At 48.7% G+C, this 17,130-nt stretch carries 14 protein-coding genes and 3 pseudogenes; 3 read left to right on the top strand and 14 right to left on the bottom strand.

What is annotated here, in order from left to right; all coding sequences use genetic code 11:
- Positions 1-220: 220 nt before the first annotated feature.
- The 10 genes and pseudogenes from Pmgp_RS10655 to Pmgp_RS10610 form a co-directional block, all read right to left on the bottom strand.
- Positions 221-1,282: a recombinase family protein gene (locus tag Pmgp_RS10655; protein WP_134213967.1), complete on the bottom strand. Its 1,062-nt coding sequence runs from the start codon at positions 1,280-1,282 to the stop codon at positions 221-223.
- Positions 1,283-1,365: 83 nt separating this feature from the next.
- Complete coding sequence (gene rlmD, locus Pmgp_RS10650) at positions 1,366-2,772, bottom strand: 23S rRNA (uracil(1939)-C(5))-methyltransferase RlmD (RefSeq protein WP_134213966.1); 1,407 nt, start codon at positions 2,770-2,772, stop codon at positions 1,366-1,368.
- Between the two features lie 126 nt (positions 2,773-2,898).
- A pseudogene (locus tag Pmgp_RS10645) lies at positions 2,899-3,675 on the bottom strand (amidophosphoribosyltransferase); the annotation flags it as partial.
- Positions 3,676-4,010: 335 nt separating this feature from the next.
- Positions 4,011-4,772 carry an IS21-like element helper ATPase IstB gene (istB, locus tag Pmgp_RS10640; RefSeq protein WP_134213965.1) on the bottom strand — a complete coding sequence of 254 codons (762 nt, stop codon included), beginning with the start codon at positions 4,770-4,772 and terminating at the stop codon, positions 4,011-4,013.
- Entirely contained in the window at positions 4,769-6,286 is a 1,518-nt protein-coding gene (gene istA, locus Pmgp_RS10635) for an IS21 family transposase (protein ID WP_192902892.1), read from the bottom strand. Before istA ends, istB begins: the two co-directional genes overlap by 4 nt.
- Before the next feature lie 109 nt (positions 6,287-6,395).
- Positions 6,396-7,037, bottom strand: coding sequence for an amidophosphoribosyltransferase (locus Pmgp_RS10630; RefSeq protein WP_345789142.1), 642 nt, complete (start codon positions 7,035-7,037; stop codon positions 6,396-6,398).
- 431 nt (positions 7,038-7,468) lie between these two features.
- Positions 7,469-7,822 carry a hypothetical protein gene (locus Pmgp_RS10625; protein WP_134213963.1) on the bottom strand — a complete coding sequence of 118 codons (354 nt, stop codon included), beginning with the start codon at positions 7,820-7,822 and terminating at the stop codon, positions 7,469-7,471.
- Between the two features lie 785 nt (positions 7,823-8,607).
- Positions 8,608-8,970 (bottom strand): GIY-YIG nuclease family protein, encoded by a 363-nt coding sequence (locus Pmgp_RS10620; RefSeq protein ID WP_134213962.1) that lies wholly within the window; start codon positions 8,968-8,970, stop codon positions 8,608-8,610.
- A 16-nt stretch (positions 8,971-8,986) separates the two neighbouring features.
- Positions 8,987-9,217: a DUF2087 domain-containing protein gene (locus Pmgp_RS10615; RefSeq protein ID WP_282432900.1), complete on the bottom strand. Its 231-nt coding sequence runs from the start codon at positions 9,215-9,217 to the stop codon at positions 8,987-8,989.
- A gap of 59 nt (positions 9,218-9,276) precedes the next feature.
- Entirely contained in the window at positions 9,277-9,756 is a 480-nt protein-coding gene (locus Pmgp_RS10610; protein WP_134213960.1) for a DUF6530 family protein, read from the bottom strand.
- Between the two features lie 141 nt (positions 9,757-9,897).
- Between Pmgp_RS10610 and Pmgp_RS20310 the strand changes: the two are divergent.
- Positions 9,898-10,115: pseudogene (locus Pmgp_RS20310) on the top strand (zinc transporter ZupT); the annotation flags it as partial.
- 23 nt (positions 10,116-10,138) lie between these two features.
- Positions 10,139-10,987, top strand: a complete 849-nt coding sequence (locus tag Pmgp_RS10600; protein ID WP_134213959.1) for an MBL fold metallo-hydrolase — start codon at positions 10,139-10,141, stop codon at positions 10,985-10,987.
- 6 nt (positions 10,988-10,993) lie between these two features.
- Here Pmgp_RS10600 and abc-f read toward each other — a convergent pair whose 3' ends face one another.
- The 4 genes and pseudogenes from abc-f to Pmgp_RS10580 all read right to left on the bottom strand — a co-directional run bounded on the left by abc-f (position 10,994) and on the right by Pmgp_RS10580 (position 16,100).
- Entirely contained in the window at positions 10,994-12,904 is a 1,911-nt protein-coding gene (gene abc-f, locus Pmgp_RS10595; RefSeq protein ID WP_134213969.1) for a ribosomal protection-like ABC-F family protein, read from the bottom strand.
- A gap of 483 nt (positions 12,905-13,387) precedes the next feature.
- Positions 13,388-14,451 (bottom strand): annotated as a pseudogene (locus Pmgp_RS20900) (DUF3387 domain-containing protein).
- Positions 14,452-15,046: 595 nt separating this feature from the next.
- On the bottom strand, positions 15,047-15,307 hold the full coding sequence (locus Pmgp_RS10585) for a hypothetical protein (protein WP_134213958.1): 261 nt from the start codon (positions 15,305-15,307) through the stop codon (positions 15,047-15,049).
- A 4-nt stretch (positions 15,308-15,311) separates the two neighbouring features.
- Complete coding sequence (locus tag Pmgp_RS10580; RefSeq protein WP_134213957.1) at positions 15,312-16,100, bottom strand: TolB family protein; 789 nt, start codon at positions 16,098-16,100, stop codon at positions 15,312-15,314.
- 561 nt (positions 16,101-16,661) lie between these two features.
- Here Pmgp_RS10580 and Pmgp_RS10575 point away from each other — a divergent pair.
- Positions 16,662-17,129, top strand: coding sequence for a hypothetical protein (locus Pmgp_RS10575; RefSeq protein WP_134213956.1), 468 nt, complete (start codon positions 16,662-16,664; stop codon positions 17,127-17,129).
- Position 17,130: the final 1 nt, after the last annotated feature.

Genomic DNA, 17,130 nt, shown 5'->3' with positions numbered 1-17,130 from the left:
AAATTTTGCAATACCACAAATAAGGTCTGAATATACAACATTAATATACCAAAAAGTTAAGCTCTGAAGTCCGCATAAATGCTGTACTTGCAGAGCTTTATAACTTGTTTTTACTGCAAAACTCAGGTTATATGCCCTCCTTGTCATAAAATAAACAGTTTGCTCAAAATAATTTATGACATAAAGTAAATAGAGGCCACGGCTTGGTTAAAATTATTTTTTAATATTGGATTTCAATCTCAACACCAGACTTGAATTCCACCATCAGCCTATCCTCATACACCGTTACCCGCTCCACAAGCCTCCGTACCAGTTTGTCATCGTACTCGATAAGCACGCCGCTTTGTCCCTGCAGAAACTCGGTCATTTCTGCGATGCGCTGGCGTTGGGTTTGACGCTCGGCATTGTGAGCCACTGTGTCCTGCCGAAGTTCCCGTAGGCGGTGGATTTCTTCCGCTACTTTTTCATAATCGGCCTTCGAGTTGGCAAGCCGCAGAAGCTCGTTTTGTAATTCATCCAGTTTTGCATCAATATAATCGGTATCTTTGTCAAATTGTTCACTCAACACCGTTTCGATATTTTGCTGAAGTGTCGCAATAAAACCATCCCGATCTGCGACGACCCTGTTAATTGCCCTTGTGACAGCATTCTGCAGATCTTCTTCGGGAATTGTCGGTGAACCGCAATCGGAGCCTTTTTCCTCCAAACGGTTTACACACCGCCAAACCACCGATTTCTTACTACGGTTATTCCAATGCACCCGGCGGTAGATATCGCCGCATTCGCCGCATATCACCAGGCTTGAAAGGGCATATTTGGCACTGTATACGCGCTTTTTATCATTCTTGCCGGCGTGCATATTAGCACGTCTGACAAGCTCCTCTTGTACCTGCATATATAACTCTCGCGGGATAATCGCCTCATGGCTGTTCTCAACATAATACTGGGGTACAATGCCGTTATTGATGACTCGCTTCTTGGAAAGGAATTCAACAGTGTAGGTCTTTTGTAAAAGGGCATCCCCGATATACTTCTCATTTTTGAGGATCTTCCGGATGGTTTCCGCTCGCCATTTAGGCTTACCTGCGGCGGTCAGGATGCCGTCGGCTTCAAGGCCATGTCCTATCTGGTGTAAACTAGCACCCTCTAAATATTCACGGTAGATGCGCTTGACTACCTCCGCGCCTTTTGTATAATGGACAGCCAAACAACCATTCTGTCTACTAAACCCTGCCCCCAATAAGCGGTAGACATGTTTCCGAACAGCAGTCCGCATAGCCATAAACGAGCTTCTATTTCGATGTCACCACCGCCGGGGTAAGTGCATGATGCCTCAAAATGGCTTAACTACAGCCTTCCCCGCCCTTACCCCTTTGTTACACGTGACATCAATACCACGCACTCGACATGCACCGTCCAGGGGAACATGTCCACCGGCTGCACTTCATTCACCTGGTAGCCGTTTTGGACCAGATAGCAGATGTCCCGGGCCATGGTGCCGGGGTCGCAGGAAACGTAGACCACCAGCGGCGTTCGCATTTCCGCCACCGTGTCCAGAGCCTTCCTTTTACAGCCGCTGCGTGGCGGATCCAGCACCACTACATCCGGGCGAAGCCCCTGCGCTGCCAGAGCGGGGAGCCGCTTTTCCACTTCTCCCAACTGGAATTCAACATTGTTTATTTTATTTAATACTGCGTTCCTGCGGGCGTCCTCCCCCGCCTGGGGAACCGCCTCCAGTCCGTAAACTTTTTTGGCGTGCCCGGCCAGGAACAGGGCGATGGTACCGACGCCGCTATAGGCGTCCACCACCGTCTCAACTCCGGTCAGTGCCGCGTATTCCAGCGCCTTCTCATACAATACTACTGTCTGGGCGGGGTTAACCTGGTAGAAGGAAGAAGGTGAAATTCGGAAATTGAGCTGCCCCAGGCGGTCGACGATGTAATCCCGCCCGGCAAGACATATGTTTTGCCTCCCGAGCACCGCTCCGGACGGCTTGTCATTGATATTGCGCACGACAGAAGTAAGACCGGGATAAAGAGACAGAAGCTCATCGACGAAAGCTTTTTCCCGCAGCCATTGTCCGCTCCCGGTCACCAGCACGGCCATTATTTCACCATTGTAAAAAGCTTTGCGCAGGACAACCTGTCGAAAAAACAGGCTCTGTTGTTTTTTGTTGTAAGCCGTGTCACCATGCTTATTAAGAAGTTTTTCAATGATTGCCGCGGCTTCATTTAAATCCCTGTCTACCAGCAAGCAGCCCGGCTTTGAACAATCACCTTCTTTAAAAAAACCAGCCAGCTTGTGGGAGCCTTCTTCATAAAAACCCAGTTCATATTCGCCATCACACTCTTCAACATGAAAGCTGGCTTTGTTGCGGTAGTGCCAGGGGTAATCCATACCGGCCGTTTCGAGGATGTTTACTTCGGCCAAGCCAGCTATGCGAACCAGGCTGTCCCTTACCAGCCTAGTTTTTAGCCTTAGCTGTTCCCTGTAATCAACATGCTGCAGCCGGCAGCCGCCGCAGGCGGTATAATGGGAGCACTCCGGTTGACGCCTGGCGGGGGATTTTTCTATGATTTCCAGCAGACGGCCCCGGGCGTAGTTCTTTTTTATGTCCACCACCTTGGCCAGTACTGTATCTCCCGGCACTGTGCCAGGAACGAACACGGCAAGGCCGCTGCAGCGCCCAACCCCTTCCCCGGCGTGAGTAAGCCCGTTTATTTTCATCTGGATCCGTTCCGCCTTTTTTAGCGGCGTCCGCTCTTTTTCCATTTGGTCATTCCATCCTAAACTTCTCATCTTGGATTATGGACTGGTTCAATCTCTCCGCCTGGCCTCGAATTTTTCGTTAGCCTCCATTATTACTCTGGAAGTTCTGTACTTCTTAGACACGACTGCTTATTCTTTCCCATTCCAGCAGTACGTGCAGATTTTATCTTTGCCTATACCGATGGCATCGACCATGTCATGGATGTTCTGGTACTTCAGCGTTGAAAAGTTTAGTCGCCTGCAAATGCAATCCACCATACGATTGTACTTCTCATTTGCCGGATCACAATATTCGTCAAGAGACTCCGGTTCTTTACCTTCAAGCTCGATGATGGCCTGTCTTGCAGCCAGATCCATTGCCGACCGTGAGACTGAGAAGTTTAAGTACTTACACCCGAATACAAGGGGGGGGCAAGCCGGCCGGATATGGACTTCTCTGGCATTGCAGCTATACAGCAGGTCCACAGTTTCTCTCAGCTGTGTACCGCGGACAATTGAATCATCGCAAAAGAGCAGGCGTTTACCCGAAACAAGTTCAGGAATGGGCATCAGTTTCATTCTGGCGACAAGATTTCTTATATCCTGGTTTTGAGGCATAAAACTCCTTGACCAGGTAGGGGTGTATTTGATGAAAGGACGTCCATAAGGTACTTTAGATTGGTTTGAGTAACCGATGGCATGTCCCACACCTGAGTCAGGTATTCCGGCAACCATATCAATTTCCACATTGTCGTTCTTGGCTAGTGCCGCACCGTTTCTATTTCGCATAACCTCAACGTTCATCCCTTCATACGTTGAGGATGGATAACCATAGTAAACCCATAAAAAAGCGCAAATTTGCATTTTATCCCTGGGCGACGAAATTTTCTCAATACCGTCCGGGGTCAAAAGAATGATTTCTCCCGGGCTGTGTTTGTCAATCGAAAAGTTTACCACTGTGATCACGAAAAAGTTGACCACCAGGGGAGAAAAAATTTGTCCGTCTATCAAGGACATTTTAAGTTTGAATTATTATTGTCATTATCATCATTACTTGAGCCGCAGGGGCTGTGGATATGTGCGTAACGCGTAGCGTTATGCAAGCGATTGTGGACCCTGTGGACAGGCGGCGCGAGCAGCAGAAATTATAGCCTTGAAACAAGGGGCCTGGAGAAATAACAATGTCTTTTTTGAAATAAGCGCCTGTCCACAAGTCCACATGAGTGTCATATCCACAGCCCGCAGACCGGTTTGGCTGTCGCTCACCCCTCTTTCTCATGCCGCTTCATGCTCTGGCGAAAGCGATAGCTTTCACCGTTTATCAGCAGAATGTGGCAACGGTGTGTCAGACGGTCCAGCAATGCCTCGGTAAGCTTTTCTTCCCCGAAAACTGTGGACCATTGGGCAAATTCCAGGTTCGACGTGACAATACAGCTCCCGCGCTCGTACCTGGCCGCCATAAAACGGAAGAATAACCGGGCGCATTCAGGGCTGTAGGGGATATAGCCCACTTCATCCACCACAACGAGGTCCTGTTTCAGCCACTGTTTTTCCATCTGGAGCAGGCGGTTCTCCTGCTGGGCCAGTTGCAGGTGGGTCACCAGGCCGGGAGCGTTCCAGTACCGCACCCGGTAACCCTGTCGGCAGGCGCACATGGCCAGGGCTATGGCCAGGTGGGTCTTCCCGGTGCCACTGTTGCCGATCATAACGATATTTTCTTTCTGCTTGACAAAATCACAATGGCTTAGACGTAAAACCTTTTGCTTGTTCAGGGACGGGATGGCGCTGAAGTCGAATTCCTCCAGAGTCTTGAGATATGGAAGACAGGCCCTGCTGATCCTGTTCCTGCGGGTGCTTTCCTCCCTTGATATGGCTTCCTGTTCCAACAAGGCAGCCAGGTAATCTTCGTAAGACCGGTTGTGATCTGCGGCCTGCCGGGCGAGGTCCTGGTAATGGCGGGCTATGGCCGGCAATTTTAATCTTTTCAGATAATCACGGATGAGAAGGTCGTTGACCGCGCTCAATGAACCATCATCCCCTTAAGCCCCAGCAACTGGTCAAACTTTTCTACCCTGGGCCGGTCTATTTTATAGCCGGCCAGGTGGTGATGGCGGCACGGCGCAGGTGGTGCGGCTACCAGGTGCTTGCCGGTCATATTTTCAAGGATCTGTCTAATCCCAACGGCCTGGTAAATGCCTTGCCGCAGCCCTTCCTTCAGGGCGCCAGCCAGGATGTCCCAGCCGGTCTCGCGGTGCAGCATCAGCACCTGGACGAACTCCCGTCCCGGCTGGCGATGATGTTCTTTTAAGGCGGTGAGGTATTCCTGGAATATACCCGGTAGCTTGGCCCTTCTAAACGGCCTGGCGTCCTCCAGCGCCCCGGGCTTTTTGTAGAGGGTCTCCAGGTAATGATCCAGGTCGTAAACTTCTTCACCTCTGGCGTAAGAACGCCGGTGGCTGGCAATCGTCAGGCGGTTGCTGCAGATCTCCACCTGGTGTACGTAGGCTTTTAAGGTAAGGTGCTGGCCTACCCAGGCCCCAGGTATTGAGTAAAAGTTGTTTTCAAAACGGACCAGTTGGTTTTTTGCGGCCTCGACCTCTACGCGCCGGCAGCAGTCAAAGTGCTTTTTGGGTAGGGGTAAGAGGTGCCCTTTCTCTGCCTGCCAGGCTGCTTCAACAGTGATCTTTGTTCCCGGTACCTGGTGGGTTTTCGCATACTGTAGACATTTCTCCACCAAACAGGTGTTTAGTTCTTCCCAGGTGCCAACCTCTGGTATGGGGGTGAAGAAGTTGCGTTCGACGAACCCGGCGAAGTTTTCAATTCCGCCTTTCTCATTGCCGCGGCCGGGGTTGCAAAACCTACTCTCAAAAAGATAATGACTCCTAAAGCTGATGAAATTGTTTTGCTCGATGCGGCTTTTCCCCTCCAGCACTTTAAAAACGGCGGCTTTCAAGTTATCGAAGGTGATGCTGTGCGGCACTCCTCCCCAGAAGGTAAAGGCCTGGCTCATACCTTCAAAGAATGCTTCCTGGCGCTGGTGGGGAAAGGCCATGACGAAGGGCATCCGGCTGTTTCCCAGTCTTATGAGAAATACCTGGGCCAGTGTTTTTGCACCGGCAATGACCACAGTGGCTTCGCACCAGTCGCATTGGGCATTGCTGCCGGGCGTGAATTCCAGGGGAACAAAGGTTTCTTTTTCTTTGCGACGCAGCTGTCCCAACAGCCGGCGTATACCGGACTCACTGCCTTGGTAGTCGTATTCTTCTACCAGCCGTTCGTAAATGCGACGGCCCGTGTGGCGCTGTTTTAAAGGGCTGTCTTTGTCTTCTTCCATCCATTGTTCTAATATGGCTTTTATTTGTCCGATCACTGGCTTGGGCCTGGGTTTGGTAAGGTTGTATTTTGGGGGTTCGGCGTCTTGGATGGCTTTCCTGACGGTCTGTCTGGCGCAACCAAGTTCTCTGGCAATCCAGCGGATTGATTTACCTTGCACATTATACAGTTTTCTGATAATCTCTTTATCGACCACGCTGATCATTTCCTTTCCTCCCATACACTGTTGATTGTCCACCTACAGTGTACAGGAAAGTTTGATCGGGTGGTCAATTTTTCGCTGATCAAAGGTCTAAAAGTGGTACACTTTTAGTTTAGCAAATACACGGGCCGAGTTCATAGTTGAAAATGTATCCAAGGTTTGCAAAAGTACAGGACTCAGAAGAAACACAATAAGAACCTTCTTTTTTACCAACTATTAAAGGAGTCCTCCCCAATTTATCCCTTGAAGCATAAATTCCCTGCTGTGTTAACAGCAGAATAGAACAGGAACCCTCAATCAACTCCTGCGCTTTTAACAAACCCTCCTTAAAAGAATTCTCGTGATCTATAATTACAGACACAAACTCCGTAGGATTTATTGTACCCTTGCTTGTTTCCATAAAATGAATATTTTTCTGATTGGAGAATTCTTTGGCGGCAATTTCATCTAGATTGTTAATTTTCCCTACTGTACTAATCGCATATTGACCAAGGTGTGAACGTACTGTTAAAGGCTGGGGTTCTGTATCGCTTATGCACCCAATGCCCATGATCCCTTTTATATTTGAAACCTCAGCTTCAAATTTTGCTCTAAACGGTGTATTCTCGATGTTATGAATTGACTTGTTGAAACTGCTTCCGCTCCAGATCGCCATCCCCCCTCTGCTGGTTCCCAGGTGCGAATGGTAATCCGTACCAAAATACACATCCATTACACAATCTTCTTTTGAAACAACACCAAATAAACCACCCACAGGAACTACACCCCTTAAACTTTTATTCAAACTTACATATTATGTCGCATATAATTACATTCTTGAGATAAGCTCATATATGCACATTAATAGAATTACATTTTTATGATAATATTGCAACAACATTTTATATTCAGGACCGTCCTTAATGCCATTAGGTGAAACCTGTAAATACTTAATTACTTTATTCTTATAGAGGTAAAAAGAGCTTCCCCTTGCTTACCCCGGGGCAGACTCCGTTGGGGGAAAAGAAAAAGGGGTATCTATAAGATTACCCCTTATCCAGCGACGGTTCTAACTTGATACTGTTGCCATACTGTTGCCATACTATTGTCAAAGTGTCAAGGGAACGCCCTCTTGCAAAACTGTAAAACTTGTCCCGTCCCTCATAATGTATTACCCAAGTGAGGGGTTATCCCATAACATCCTAATTATTGGCACCTTTCCTCAATTTCTTTCTTCAGTTTATCTCCTTCTACGCGACCCTTCTTATAAGCGTCTAAAGCAGTTCTGGGCAAATCAAATGGTTTATATTTGCCATCGTAATCCTTTTTCTCATCTAGCAATGAATCTGATATGCCTCTTCTAAATGCACGATCTTCAATTTCTTTCTTCAGTTTATCTCCTTCTGCGCGACCCTTTTTGTAAGCTTCTACAGCAGCATCATTATGGGGCAAATCAAATGGTTTATACATACCATCATAATCTTTTTTATCTTCTAACAATGAATCTGAAACACCTCTTCTAAATGAACGACCTTGACCGCTTGGTATATCTTTTGCCATTTAAATGCTCACCCTCCAAAGTTTATTTTATTGAACAACAGAACCGTCTCTTTATTAGTACTTTTTAAATAAACAACAAGAAACGACTCACTAGTATGGCTACTTGTGTGGCTTCACTTCCGCAATCAGTAGTGATCTTGACTAGCAGCTGTAGACACTAAAAACTCTCAAATTCCTACTCATTGAGATTAATTTAGGTTATAAAATACAAATATGGCTTGTTTAGCCTGTTCTCTCGTCTAAAGAGCTTTCCATAGAGCCATTCCGTTTTAAACTTACTCAAGAAGGATTCATGGAAGTATTGTCATAACAGTGCCCTTGCCGCTCATGCTGCATATGAAACGGTTTTGCCTGAGAAGGTCCTGGTACTCTTAGCTGGCATATTGGAAAGCGGTTCCCTCATGAGTTAATATCTATCAAACCTGGACAAGGTTAATAGCTTATTAACCCTACTTGCACCACCACCTATAAAAATTAGTGTCTCATTTCATGCCATATAAATACATTTTAATATCACTACATTTTCCTTTTTTGATTCTAACACTCGTTAATGTTCAGAGTTAAATATTTATTTCCGATTGCATTAATTAGATCTGTCTATATATTGTAAGCGCAATACTCTTTTCAGACCGTTCCTGTAATGTAAAATAATAACTTCACATACCTGCTTGGGATATTAATATTAATAGCAGTTTTACTCTTTTCCAAACGTCATCTGTACAACTATGCCATGACTGCCGCCCAGTAATGTGAAAAGGGATAAGGGGGCAGGTCCCTTATCCCTATTACCTTGGGATTCTTTTTTTGTATAACTCCATATTTTCTTTTGCAAATTTTTCCTCCCAAATCATTTCTAATAACGCCAACTCTTCACTGTAATCTGTTTTTGATTCATCTTCGTCATACGCAAGATTCTCAAGAATTTCAATCGTGAAATTTTCCGGGCCAAAATCATTCCATTCCTTTTGCAGTTCCAGGTTGGGATGGAAGCCACCTCCCAGCCTGGCTTTAGTGCCATTGATAACGCCTCTCAAATCCGGAGTAGCTTTAAGAAAATACTTATTATTGATTTTACAGCGGACCATGAATATGCCCATCTGCGGTTTCATCTGCTTGTACTGAAGCTTTAGTTCCTTTTTTCTATCCATTAAGAAGTCCTTCTTTCTATGCTTCTTTTTTAACCACCCAATATTTTGATCCATCTGGAGTACGTGCAAGAAGAAAATTGTAATCTATCAGCAGCCTTCTCAATATGAAGTAGTCGCCGAAACTATGCCACGCGTCTATAACCGTGTTGACCTGCTTTTCACTGTAAAAGATACCTTCCTCAAACTTGCTGGCCAGATAGCGCAGCACGGGGATCCTGGTTCTGCTCGGCACGGGAATGCGTGTAATTCTGCCGTCATCGTCCAGGAATATCGAGAGTTGACTTTCTTCTTATTGCCGCTCATCTGTCAATAACCCATCTCCTTTAATATCCTTGCCAGAGTGGCCAGGCGTTCTCCAAGGATTTCATCATCGTTGCTGAGCGCCTGCCTGAATAGAACTATGTCCTCATTGATTTTTTCATTGTCGGTACATACGGCCACTGTCATGGCGTCACCCTGCAGGCCGACCCTGTCTATAACAGGATTCCCGGTATCATATAATCTCTCATACCGATAAGCTTCCTGAAAATGAAGTTTCGCCCGGCAAACTAGAATGGCCAGGTCGAGCACACGGTGCAGCGGCAATTCCTCAGACTGCCTGGACCATTTTTCACCTGTGTATCTCCATACTTTGGCGGATATATCCACCTTGCCCCGGTCATTCCACTGGGCCAGGCCCAGCGAAAGGCCTTTGGCGTCTGAATTATAGGCATACCTGCCGTCAACGTTCCCGTAATTTTCACATACAATGACAGGCTTGTGCTTTAAAGTGGTCGGTATTTTCATTTTCCTTCCCCCTAAACGATTAGTAAATTAGTGATTTACTAAATTACTAAATAATTATACCTATCCCATTATAGGATGTCAAGGACGTTCAATATATTTTCAGACCCGGTGTTGACAAACATTACAGTATAATAGAAAATGAAGCCCTTGGGGGCATTAATCGGTTACCTAATATTGATGCCTTTTATCAATGAGCTTGTATTTGGTGTCATTTTCGCGGGTGTAGCGGGAATAATGGTATTATTTCTCTTGATGTGCTTCTGCCAAGAGCACAGAGATACGGCGAGCACCACCTCTCCATATATGGCCTGGTAGCCGGGATGGCGCTGATGGCGGTGAGCTTGCTGCTGTTCATATAAGACGAATACGAGGAGGAAGACATATGAAGGATGCTTTTTTGAGGCTCGCGGTACTTAGCGAAAATACCGTCGGGACTTCTCGTGGTATAGTGGGTGAATGGGGCCTGTCCATCTATATTGAAGTAAATGGCATGAAAATTCTTTTTGACACGGGGGAGAGCGGCGGGCTGCTAAACAATTCAGACGTTATGGGAATTGACCTTAAATCTGTGGAAGCTTTAGTTTTAAGCCATGGGCATTACGACCATACAGGCGGCATGAAGTCTTTTCTGCGCTGCCGGGGTAAACTGCCGGTTTACGCGCACCCCGGTTTATTTGCCTGCCACTACGGCACACCGGAGAAACCGCGCTATATCGGAGTCCCATACAGAAAAAAAGCGCTGGAAAGCCTTGGAGCGGAATTTGTATTTATGAAAGAACCTCTCGAGATATCGCCAGGTGTGTTTGTCAGTGGTGAAGTGCCCAGAAAAACGGTTTTCGAAAAAGCTGATGAGACATTGTTCTGCCTGGAAAACGGCAGAAATATTATGCCCGACCCGTTTCACGACGACATGAGCTTGTACTGCGTTACCCCTGAAGGGTTAATTATTGTATTGGGCTGCGCCCACGCCGGCCTGGTAAATATTGTGGAGCATGCGCGGAAGGTTACCGGGGTAAGCCGGGTCTACGGTATTATCGGCGGCACTCACCTGGGCCCCGCGCCTGTTGAGCAGCAGGAAGCGACAATCAATTACCTGAAAGAATTGGACCTTCAATTCCTGGGCGCCAACCACTGCACCGGATTGGCTGTAATCTCCAGGCTGGCGAACATTTTTGGGCCCCGTTTCAGATTTTGTCCGGCCGGCAGCAGCTTCAGCCTTCCCGAAAAGTAGTTCAGCCTACTCCTCCACCAGGTTCAGCCACTTTTCCATTTTTTCGTGTAGCTTACCGCGGGCTTCTTCGAGCTCACTCTGCCTCTTCTGGCAGGCCAGGTAATCCTGGTAAACCTCCGGCAGAAAAAGCTCCGCTTCCAGGCGGGAAATTACATCTTCAAGGTCTGAGATCGACCGCTCCAGTTCTTCAACCCGGCGGCGGTGCATGCGTTTTTGCCTCTCTTCTTCCTTCTTTTGCAGGTACTGTTTCTTTTCGGCGCTTTCCATCCGTACTGGTCCGCTGCCGGCACGCCCACTTCCCTGCTGCACCCGCTCCGCTTTTTTCTGGAAATAATAATCGTAGTTGCCCATATAGCTGGACACACCGTTAGGTGAGAGTTCCAGCACCCTTGTCGCAACTTTATTTATAAAGTACCGGTCGTGTGACACAAAAAGGATGGTGCCCGGGTAACCGTCCAGGGCCTCCTCCAGCACCTCCTTGCCGGGCAGGTCCAGGTGGTTGGTGGGCTCGTCCAGGAGCAGCAGGTTCGCCTTCTGCAACATCAACGCAGCCAGGGCCAGCCGGGATTTTTCACCGCCGCTCAAATCGGCCACACGCTTATTCACTTCGTCGCCCCGGAACAGAAATCTCCCCAGCACCTTACGCACATCCACCTCGTCCAGGCTGGGGAAGCGGTCCCAGAGTTCGTGCAATACCTGCTTATCCTCACTCAGCCCTTGCCGCTCCTGGTCGTAGTAGCCGGCCTGGACATGTATTCCCGCGCTGACCCGGCCTTCAAACGGCTGCAGCAGGCCGGCGACTGTTTTCAGAAGGGTTGATTTGCCGATCCCGTTCGGGCCGACCAGGGCCACCCGCTCTCCCCTGTTGATTTGAAAATCCAAGCCGCGGGCCAGGTGCAGTCCTGTATAGCCAATGCCCAGGCTGCTGGCCCTCAGCACCTCCAGGCCGCTGGGCCTGGCCACGTTAAAAGAAAGAACCACCCGGCGCTCCTTGCCGGGGCGCTCCAACCGCTCCATTTTTTCCAGCGCCTTTAGGCGGCTCTGCGCCCGCTTGGTGGTATCCTTGGCGGCGATATTGCGCCGCACGAACTCCTCCTGGCGGGCAATTTCTCCTTGCTGCCGGTTATATTCTTTTAACTGCTGCTCCAGCAAAACGGCTTTTTGCTGGACAAACGCGCTGTAATTGCCGGTGTAGCGGGTAAGGCCAGCGGGGGTAATCTCATATATAACTCTGGCCAGGGCGTCAAGGAAGTAGCGGTCGTGGGATACCAACAGCACCGCCCCCCGGTAGGACTGCAGGTACTGCTCCAACCAGGCCAGGTTGTCCATGTCAAGGTAATTGGTGGGTTCGTCCAGGACTAACAGGTCGGGATTCCCCAGCAGGCAGCGGGCCAGGGCCAGGCGGGTTTTCTGGCCGCCGCTGAGGGTGTTGACCGGGGTGGAAAGGTCGGTATCTGCAAACTTCAGGCCGCTCAGCACCGTGCGGACACTGGTCTCGTAATCGAAACCCCCGCGGCTTTTAAACAGGGCGTAAAGGTTGTCATAGTCCTCCAGCAGCTGCCGGCTTGCGCCTTCAGCCGCGGAAGTTTCGGACATCTGCCGTTCCATGGCCCTCAGCTTTTTTTCCATATCAATAAGAGGGGTGAATACGGTAAGCATCTCGTCCCAGATGCTGCGCCCCGATTCCAGGCCGCCGTCCTGGGCCAGGTAGGACAGCGACAGGTTTCTGGCCCTGGTCACTTCCCCCGCGTCCGGCGCCAGGCTGCCGGTTAATATTTTCAGCAGGGTGGACTTGCCCGCGCCGTTGACCCCGACAATACCGGCCTTTTCCCCCTCCTGGACGGTAAGGCTGATACCGGCGAAGACCCTGTGAGAGCCGAAAGATTTTGAAATTTGCACCGCCTGCAGCAGGACCAAAGCTGTCTCCCCTTTCAACTATCAAGTTTACAACAGTTGGCCGGGTTGGACAAGCACAGGGGAGAGGTGTCAGGGGTGTCAACAACCCCGTCCCCCTGACACTGACACCCTTAATTTGATTCTGGGATACTCCAGAAGCAGATATATTGAGACGAGTGTTCCGGTCTCAAGCATTTGCTCATAGGCTGGATAATGTTGAATTGTCCATAGAATCATTGATTAAGACACCCTTAAGATTATTCTTGTCAAATACTTCTTTGTAATGTCTATAGTATCCTTTAAAAAAATTTAGCCCCGTTTGAACACTATCCCCAGGATTTATTTTAAAAAGGCCTGCAAAATCTGTTGAGATTACAGGTTAATGCTTGGGGCTACAAGTTTTACCGGGAAAGAAAAAAGCCCCGGCGGTTTAATCCTCAGCTAGGGCTGTTCTATTCTGCTTTTCTATATTACCATTATACCGCTTTACTTTCGTCATTTTCGTCAGCTTTTCATTGACCTGCTAAACATAACCTGAGCATAATTCTCAATGTCATTAGGTGTTAGCATATTATACTTTTGCTTTATGGCAGTAAAATACTCAGCGATAATTTCTTTGCTGATTGTGCGGTTAGAATGTACAGCCAGTTCATCTTCGGTCAGGCCGGTCTCCTCGCCGCGCCGGTGCATTTCGTTCATTTCCCTGGCCAGTTGGATCAATTCAAGGATGACCTGGGTGGTTTCAATGGCCCTGTTCTGGTACTTCCGGATGGCGGCCTCCAGCATCTCGGAGAATTTCCTCGACTGGACAAGGTTTCTCCCGGCAACGCTCTTAACCCTGCCTTCCAGGAGGCGCTTCAAAAGCTCCACCGCCAGGTTCTTCTGCGGAATTCCCTTGATCTCTTCCAGGAACTCGTCAGAAAGGATGGCAATATTTGGTTTATTCAACCCCACGGCGCCCAGGATGTCCACAACTTCTTCCGAAATAATGACTTGGAGATGAGCTGGTTAAGCTGATAATCAATCTGTGCCCTGGTCTTTTTCTTGGCGCCCCCGAGAATCATCTTAACAATCCCCGACCTGACCGCCTTGAAGAAGCAGATTTCCACATTCAGGCGCTCAGCCTCTTTAGTGGTGGCATAGAGGGAGTAGGCACTGGCAAGCTCAATGACATACTTGATAAAGTCCTTTTTGGGTTGTTCGCCCAGGCCGAGGATGTAATCCACTGTCGCGACTATGGCCCGCATCCTTTCGGCGGCACTGCCGGACTTAAATTTGCTGAAGTCAAAACCGTGCAGCATATCATTAATCAATTCGTATTTTTCATACATCAGGTCAACGGCAACGGCGGTATCAACGCCCGCGTTCTTTCTATCGCTGACAGTATAACGGGAAAGAGCCGCTTTAAGGTTTTCAGCTATGCCGATATAATCAACCAGCAGACCGCCGGGCTTATCCCGGAATACCCGGTTAACCCTCGCGATAGCCTGCATCAGGTTATGGCCGCTCATCGGTTTGTCGACATACATGGTGTGCAGACAGGGCACGTCAAAACCGGTGAGCCACATGTCACGAACGATAACGATTTTGAGCGGGTCGTTCTCGTCCTTCATCCGCTTGGCCAACAGCTTCCGGCGGGCCTTGCCGCCGATGTGGGGCTGCCACCCGGCCGGGTCGGCGGACGAGCCGGTCATCACGATTTTAATCACGCCCGCGTTGTCGTCCTCACTGTGCCATTCCGGGCGCAGGGCCATATTATATAAATTACGATATTTGTTAGAATCAGACCCGTGGGGTCACCGAAAGGTATAGAATTCAATATCCCACTTCCTTATTGTAGTTTTTCTGATAATACACCAGAATCATATGTTTTTTCGGAGAAACACTAAAGCCATATCCAGAGCTTAGTAAAACTTTACACTTTTTTTCTTCCAACAGCCTTCTGATTTCTTTCAACTCGCTATCCATCGTTTCAATTTTGTTATAGATATCCTTTTTAAAAGACCCTTTCGAGATAATAAATTTAACAACGACTATAATAACGGCAACAATGAGGATCAATATTAAAAGGTCAACGATTTGAGCAATCAGTGGCGTTAAATTCCAGCCCCAATATTCATACCTCCGAGTTTTGTTGTTTCATAACACAGCCCTTCGTTTTACTTATCTGAATCTCACCGTACAAATATCTTTCCCTTCATACATGCCTCCTTCGGTATGCGACGCCGCAGCGTTATACAGAGGCTTTCCGGCCAGCGCTATCCTTGCCCTGACCATGGGCGGTTGAGCAGGGTTTTGTTCATCGCCCGGGCGCCCCGGAAGCTGTTCGATCCTAACCTCTTTTACATATTTCCGGCCGGGGCTTTCGAGAATAGTTTTTTCTTTTAAATTATCAGCCGGTTCCACATTTAAAAAGCTGAACACCAGATCATCCGATTGATGCCGAAAAGGGATATTTGAAAAAGCTAAGGTCATACCCATCGGGAGAAAACTTTAGGCCGCCCAGGTAAGAGGATATTGACGGGCGAGGATCCTCATCCGGTAAGAACCCTGCATTTACAGTAAGGATCGTTTTGGCCTCGCCACCCCTTGCAGGCATAACCTTTATAGCGGGGCTTTCTTTCACATTTGGATTTGCGTCAGCAGTCGTGAAAACCACCCTGTCGCCGGTGGGATACCAGCAGAAATTCATTATTTTTTCAGACGCGTCCTTAAGCAAAAGAGGATCCCCGGGGCCATTATCGCTTACATCAACCAGCTTAAATTCCTCGCTCCTCACACGTTCGTCCTGCCTTGCCGTAAGGTAGGCTATGCTGTTCGCCGCCGGGGACCACCGGGCGTCCAGTATGTGCTTTTCTGGTTCGATGCCGTATACTTCCCCGCCATCGGCGCGGGCGACCCATAAAGAATAATTTCTATACCATTTGTCAGCGGGATCATATTTGTAAAAGAGCAGCCATTTCCCGTCCGGGGACCAGGCCGGAGAACTGTTGCGGCCGTCGCTGGTCAGACGCTGCGGCTCCTTCCCGCCCTCGAGAACCCACAGGTCACCTTGCCGGATCACCGCCAGCCGCCCGGGAAAGCCCGGTAATTTATTTTCACCGCTCTCCGGTATGTTTTTCCCGCCCAACCCGGCTCCACAGCCGGTAAGAAACAAAGCAAGTAGAAGAATCGTTGGAATAACCACCTGCGTAAGATTTTTTGAAAAACGCTTCATTGTCTGCCTCCTGATCTTTGCTTACACGACATCATGAAGAACACCCAGGGCATCCTCTCTATTTTTTACATAGGCGTATGCCAGTTTGTATATATCGTCCTTTCTCTCTTGAATAAGTTCTAAAAACGCGTTGGAATCCCCCTGGCGCGCCTTTCTAACCTGATCCGTATCCGCAGGAGTCATAATGTTGCGGCTGGCAATATTTGAACCCGAATCAGCCCAAATGGCTAGAATTACATGACCCTTACGAGGGTTTTTCTTTTTTTGGAAGAAGTATAAGAGAAAAACGAAGAGGCGTTAACCCTGTGGTTTTGGCTGCCCCGGGGAATCAACACCTCTTCACGACGCAAGGCGTGCGTCATGAATATTATCTCATCAAAACAATCCAAAAGACAAGGGGTAATTCCCGATCCAAATCGCCCAACCTGCTGCCCCATATGCAAACGTGAAGCCCCACCAGGCCGGGTGTTTAATCGGGTTAATACAATTTTCAGGAAGCGTGACGGTAAAACGACACAGCGCTACCGATGTGTTTGGCGTGATTGCAGAGAAACATTTTCCGTGCGGCCCGCAGACCACCAGGACTTTGCTTCACAAGAAAACTGTGTCGAGGCCTACTCTGCTTTAAAGGGTACGTACAGGCAACTGTCAGAGCAGACCGGATACAGTCCCGGTTCAATCTGGCGATGGGTAAACCAGGCCTGCCGGGAGGTGAGCGGTTGGTTACGTGGGTTGACAACAGTGGTTATGGAATGGCTGCCCGGGACCTCTGTGCAGCTGGTAGTGCGGGAAGATAAACGGAAAGCCTGGCATAGCCGGCGGATACGCAGGCCCGGGAAGATAGACCAACTCCTCCAACTGGAACAGTTGCCCGGATGGGTCCAAAAGTGCCGCCAGGCAGTAGCGGATTTGCCGCCTGTACCAGTTGGGCATTTAGCTTTCTGCCGGGTCGTGCTTCCCAGGCTGTGCCAAATGGAAATATTTCCTACCACACTAAATAGAACGGCACTGGGCGCCAAGTTGTGCTAAC

The sequence above is a fragment of the Pelotomaculum propionicicum genome (assembly GCF_004369225.1).
Classification (GTDB): Bacteria; Bacillota; Desulfotomaculia; order Desulfotomaculales; family Pelotomaculaceae; genus Pelotomaculum_B; species Pelotomaculum_B propionicicum.
Note: the sequence above shows the minus strand (reverse complement) of the source record. Positions and strands in the feature narration are given on the sequence as shown.

Coding starts and splice junctions, on each gene's coding strand:
- Pmgp_RS10580 (WP_134213957.1), bottom strand. CDS start 16,100: ATGAAGCGTTTTTCAAAAAATCTTACGCAGGTGGTTATTCCAACGATT.
- rlmD (WP_134213966.1), bottom strand. CDS start 2,772: ATGGAAAAAGAGCGGACGCCGCTAAAAAAGGCGGAACGGATCCAGATG.
- Pmgp_RS10600 (WP_134213959.1), top strand. CDS start 10,139: ATGAAGGATGCTTTTTTGAGGCTCGCGGTACTTAGCGAAAATACCGTC.
- istA (WP_192902892.1), bottom strand. CDS start 6,286: ATGATCAGCGTGGTCGATAAAGAGATTATCAGAAAACTGTATAATGTG.
- Pmgp_RS10625 (WP_134213963.1), bottom strand. CDS start 7,822: ATGGCAAAAGATATACCAAGCGGTCAAGGTCGTTCATTTAGAAGAGGT.
- Pmgp_RS10610 (WP_134213960.1), bottom strand. CDS start 9,756: ATGAAAATACCGACCACTTTAAAGCACAAGCCTGTCATTGTATGTGAA.
- Pmgp_RS10655 (WP_134213967.1), bottom strand. CDS start 1,282: ATGGCTATGCGGACTGCTGTTCGGAAACATGTCTACCGCTTATTGGGG.
- Pmgp_RS10620 (WP_134213962.1), bottom strand. CDS start 8,970: ATGGATAGAAAAAAGGAACTAAAGCTTCAGTACAAGCAGATGAAACCG.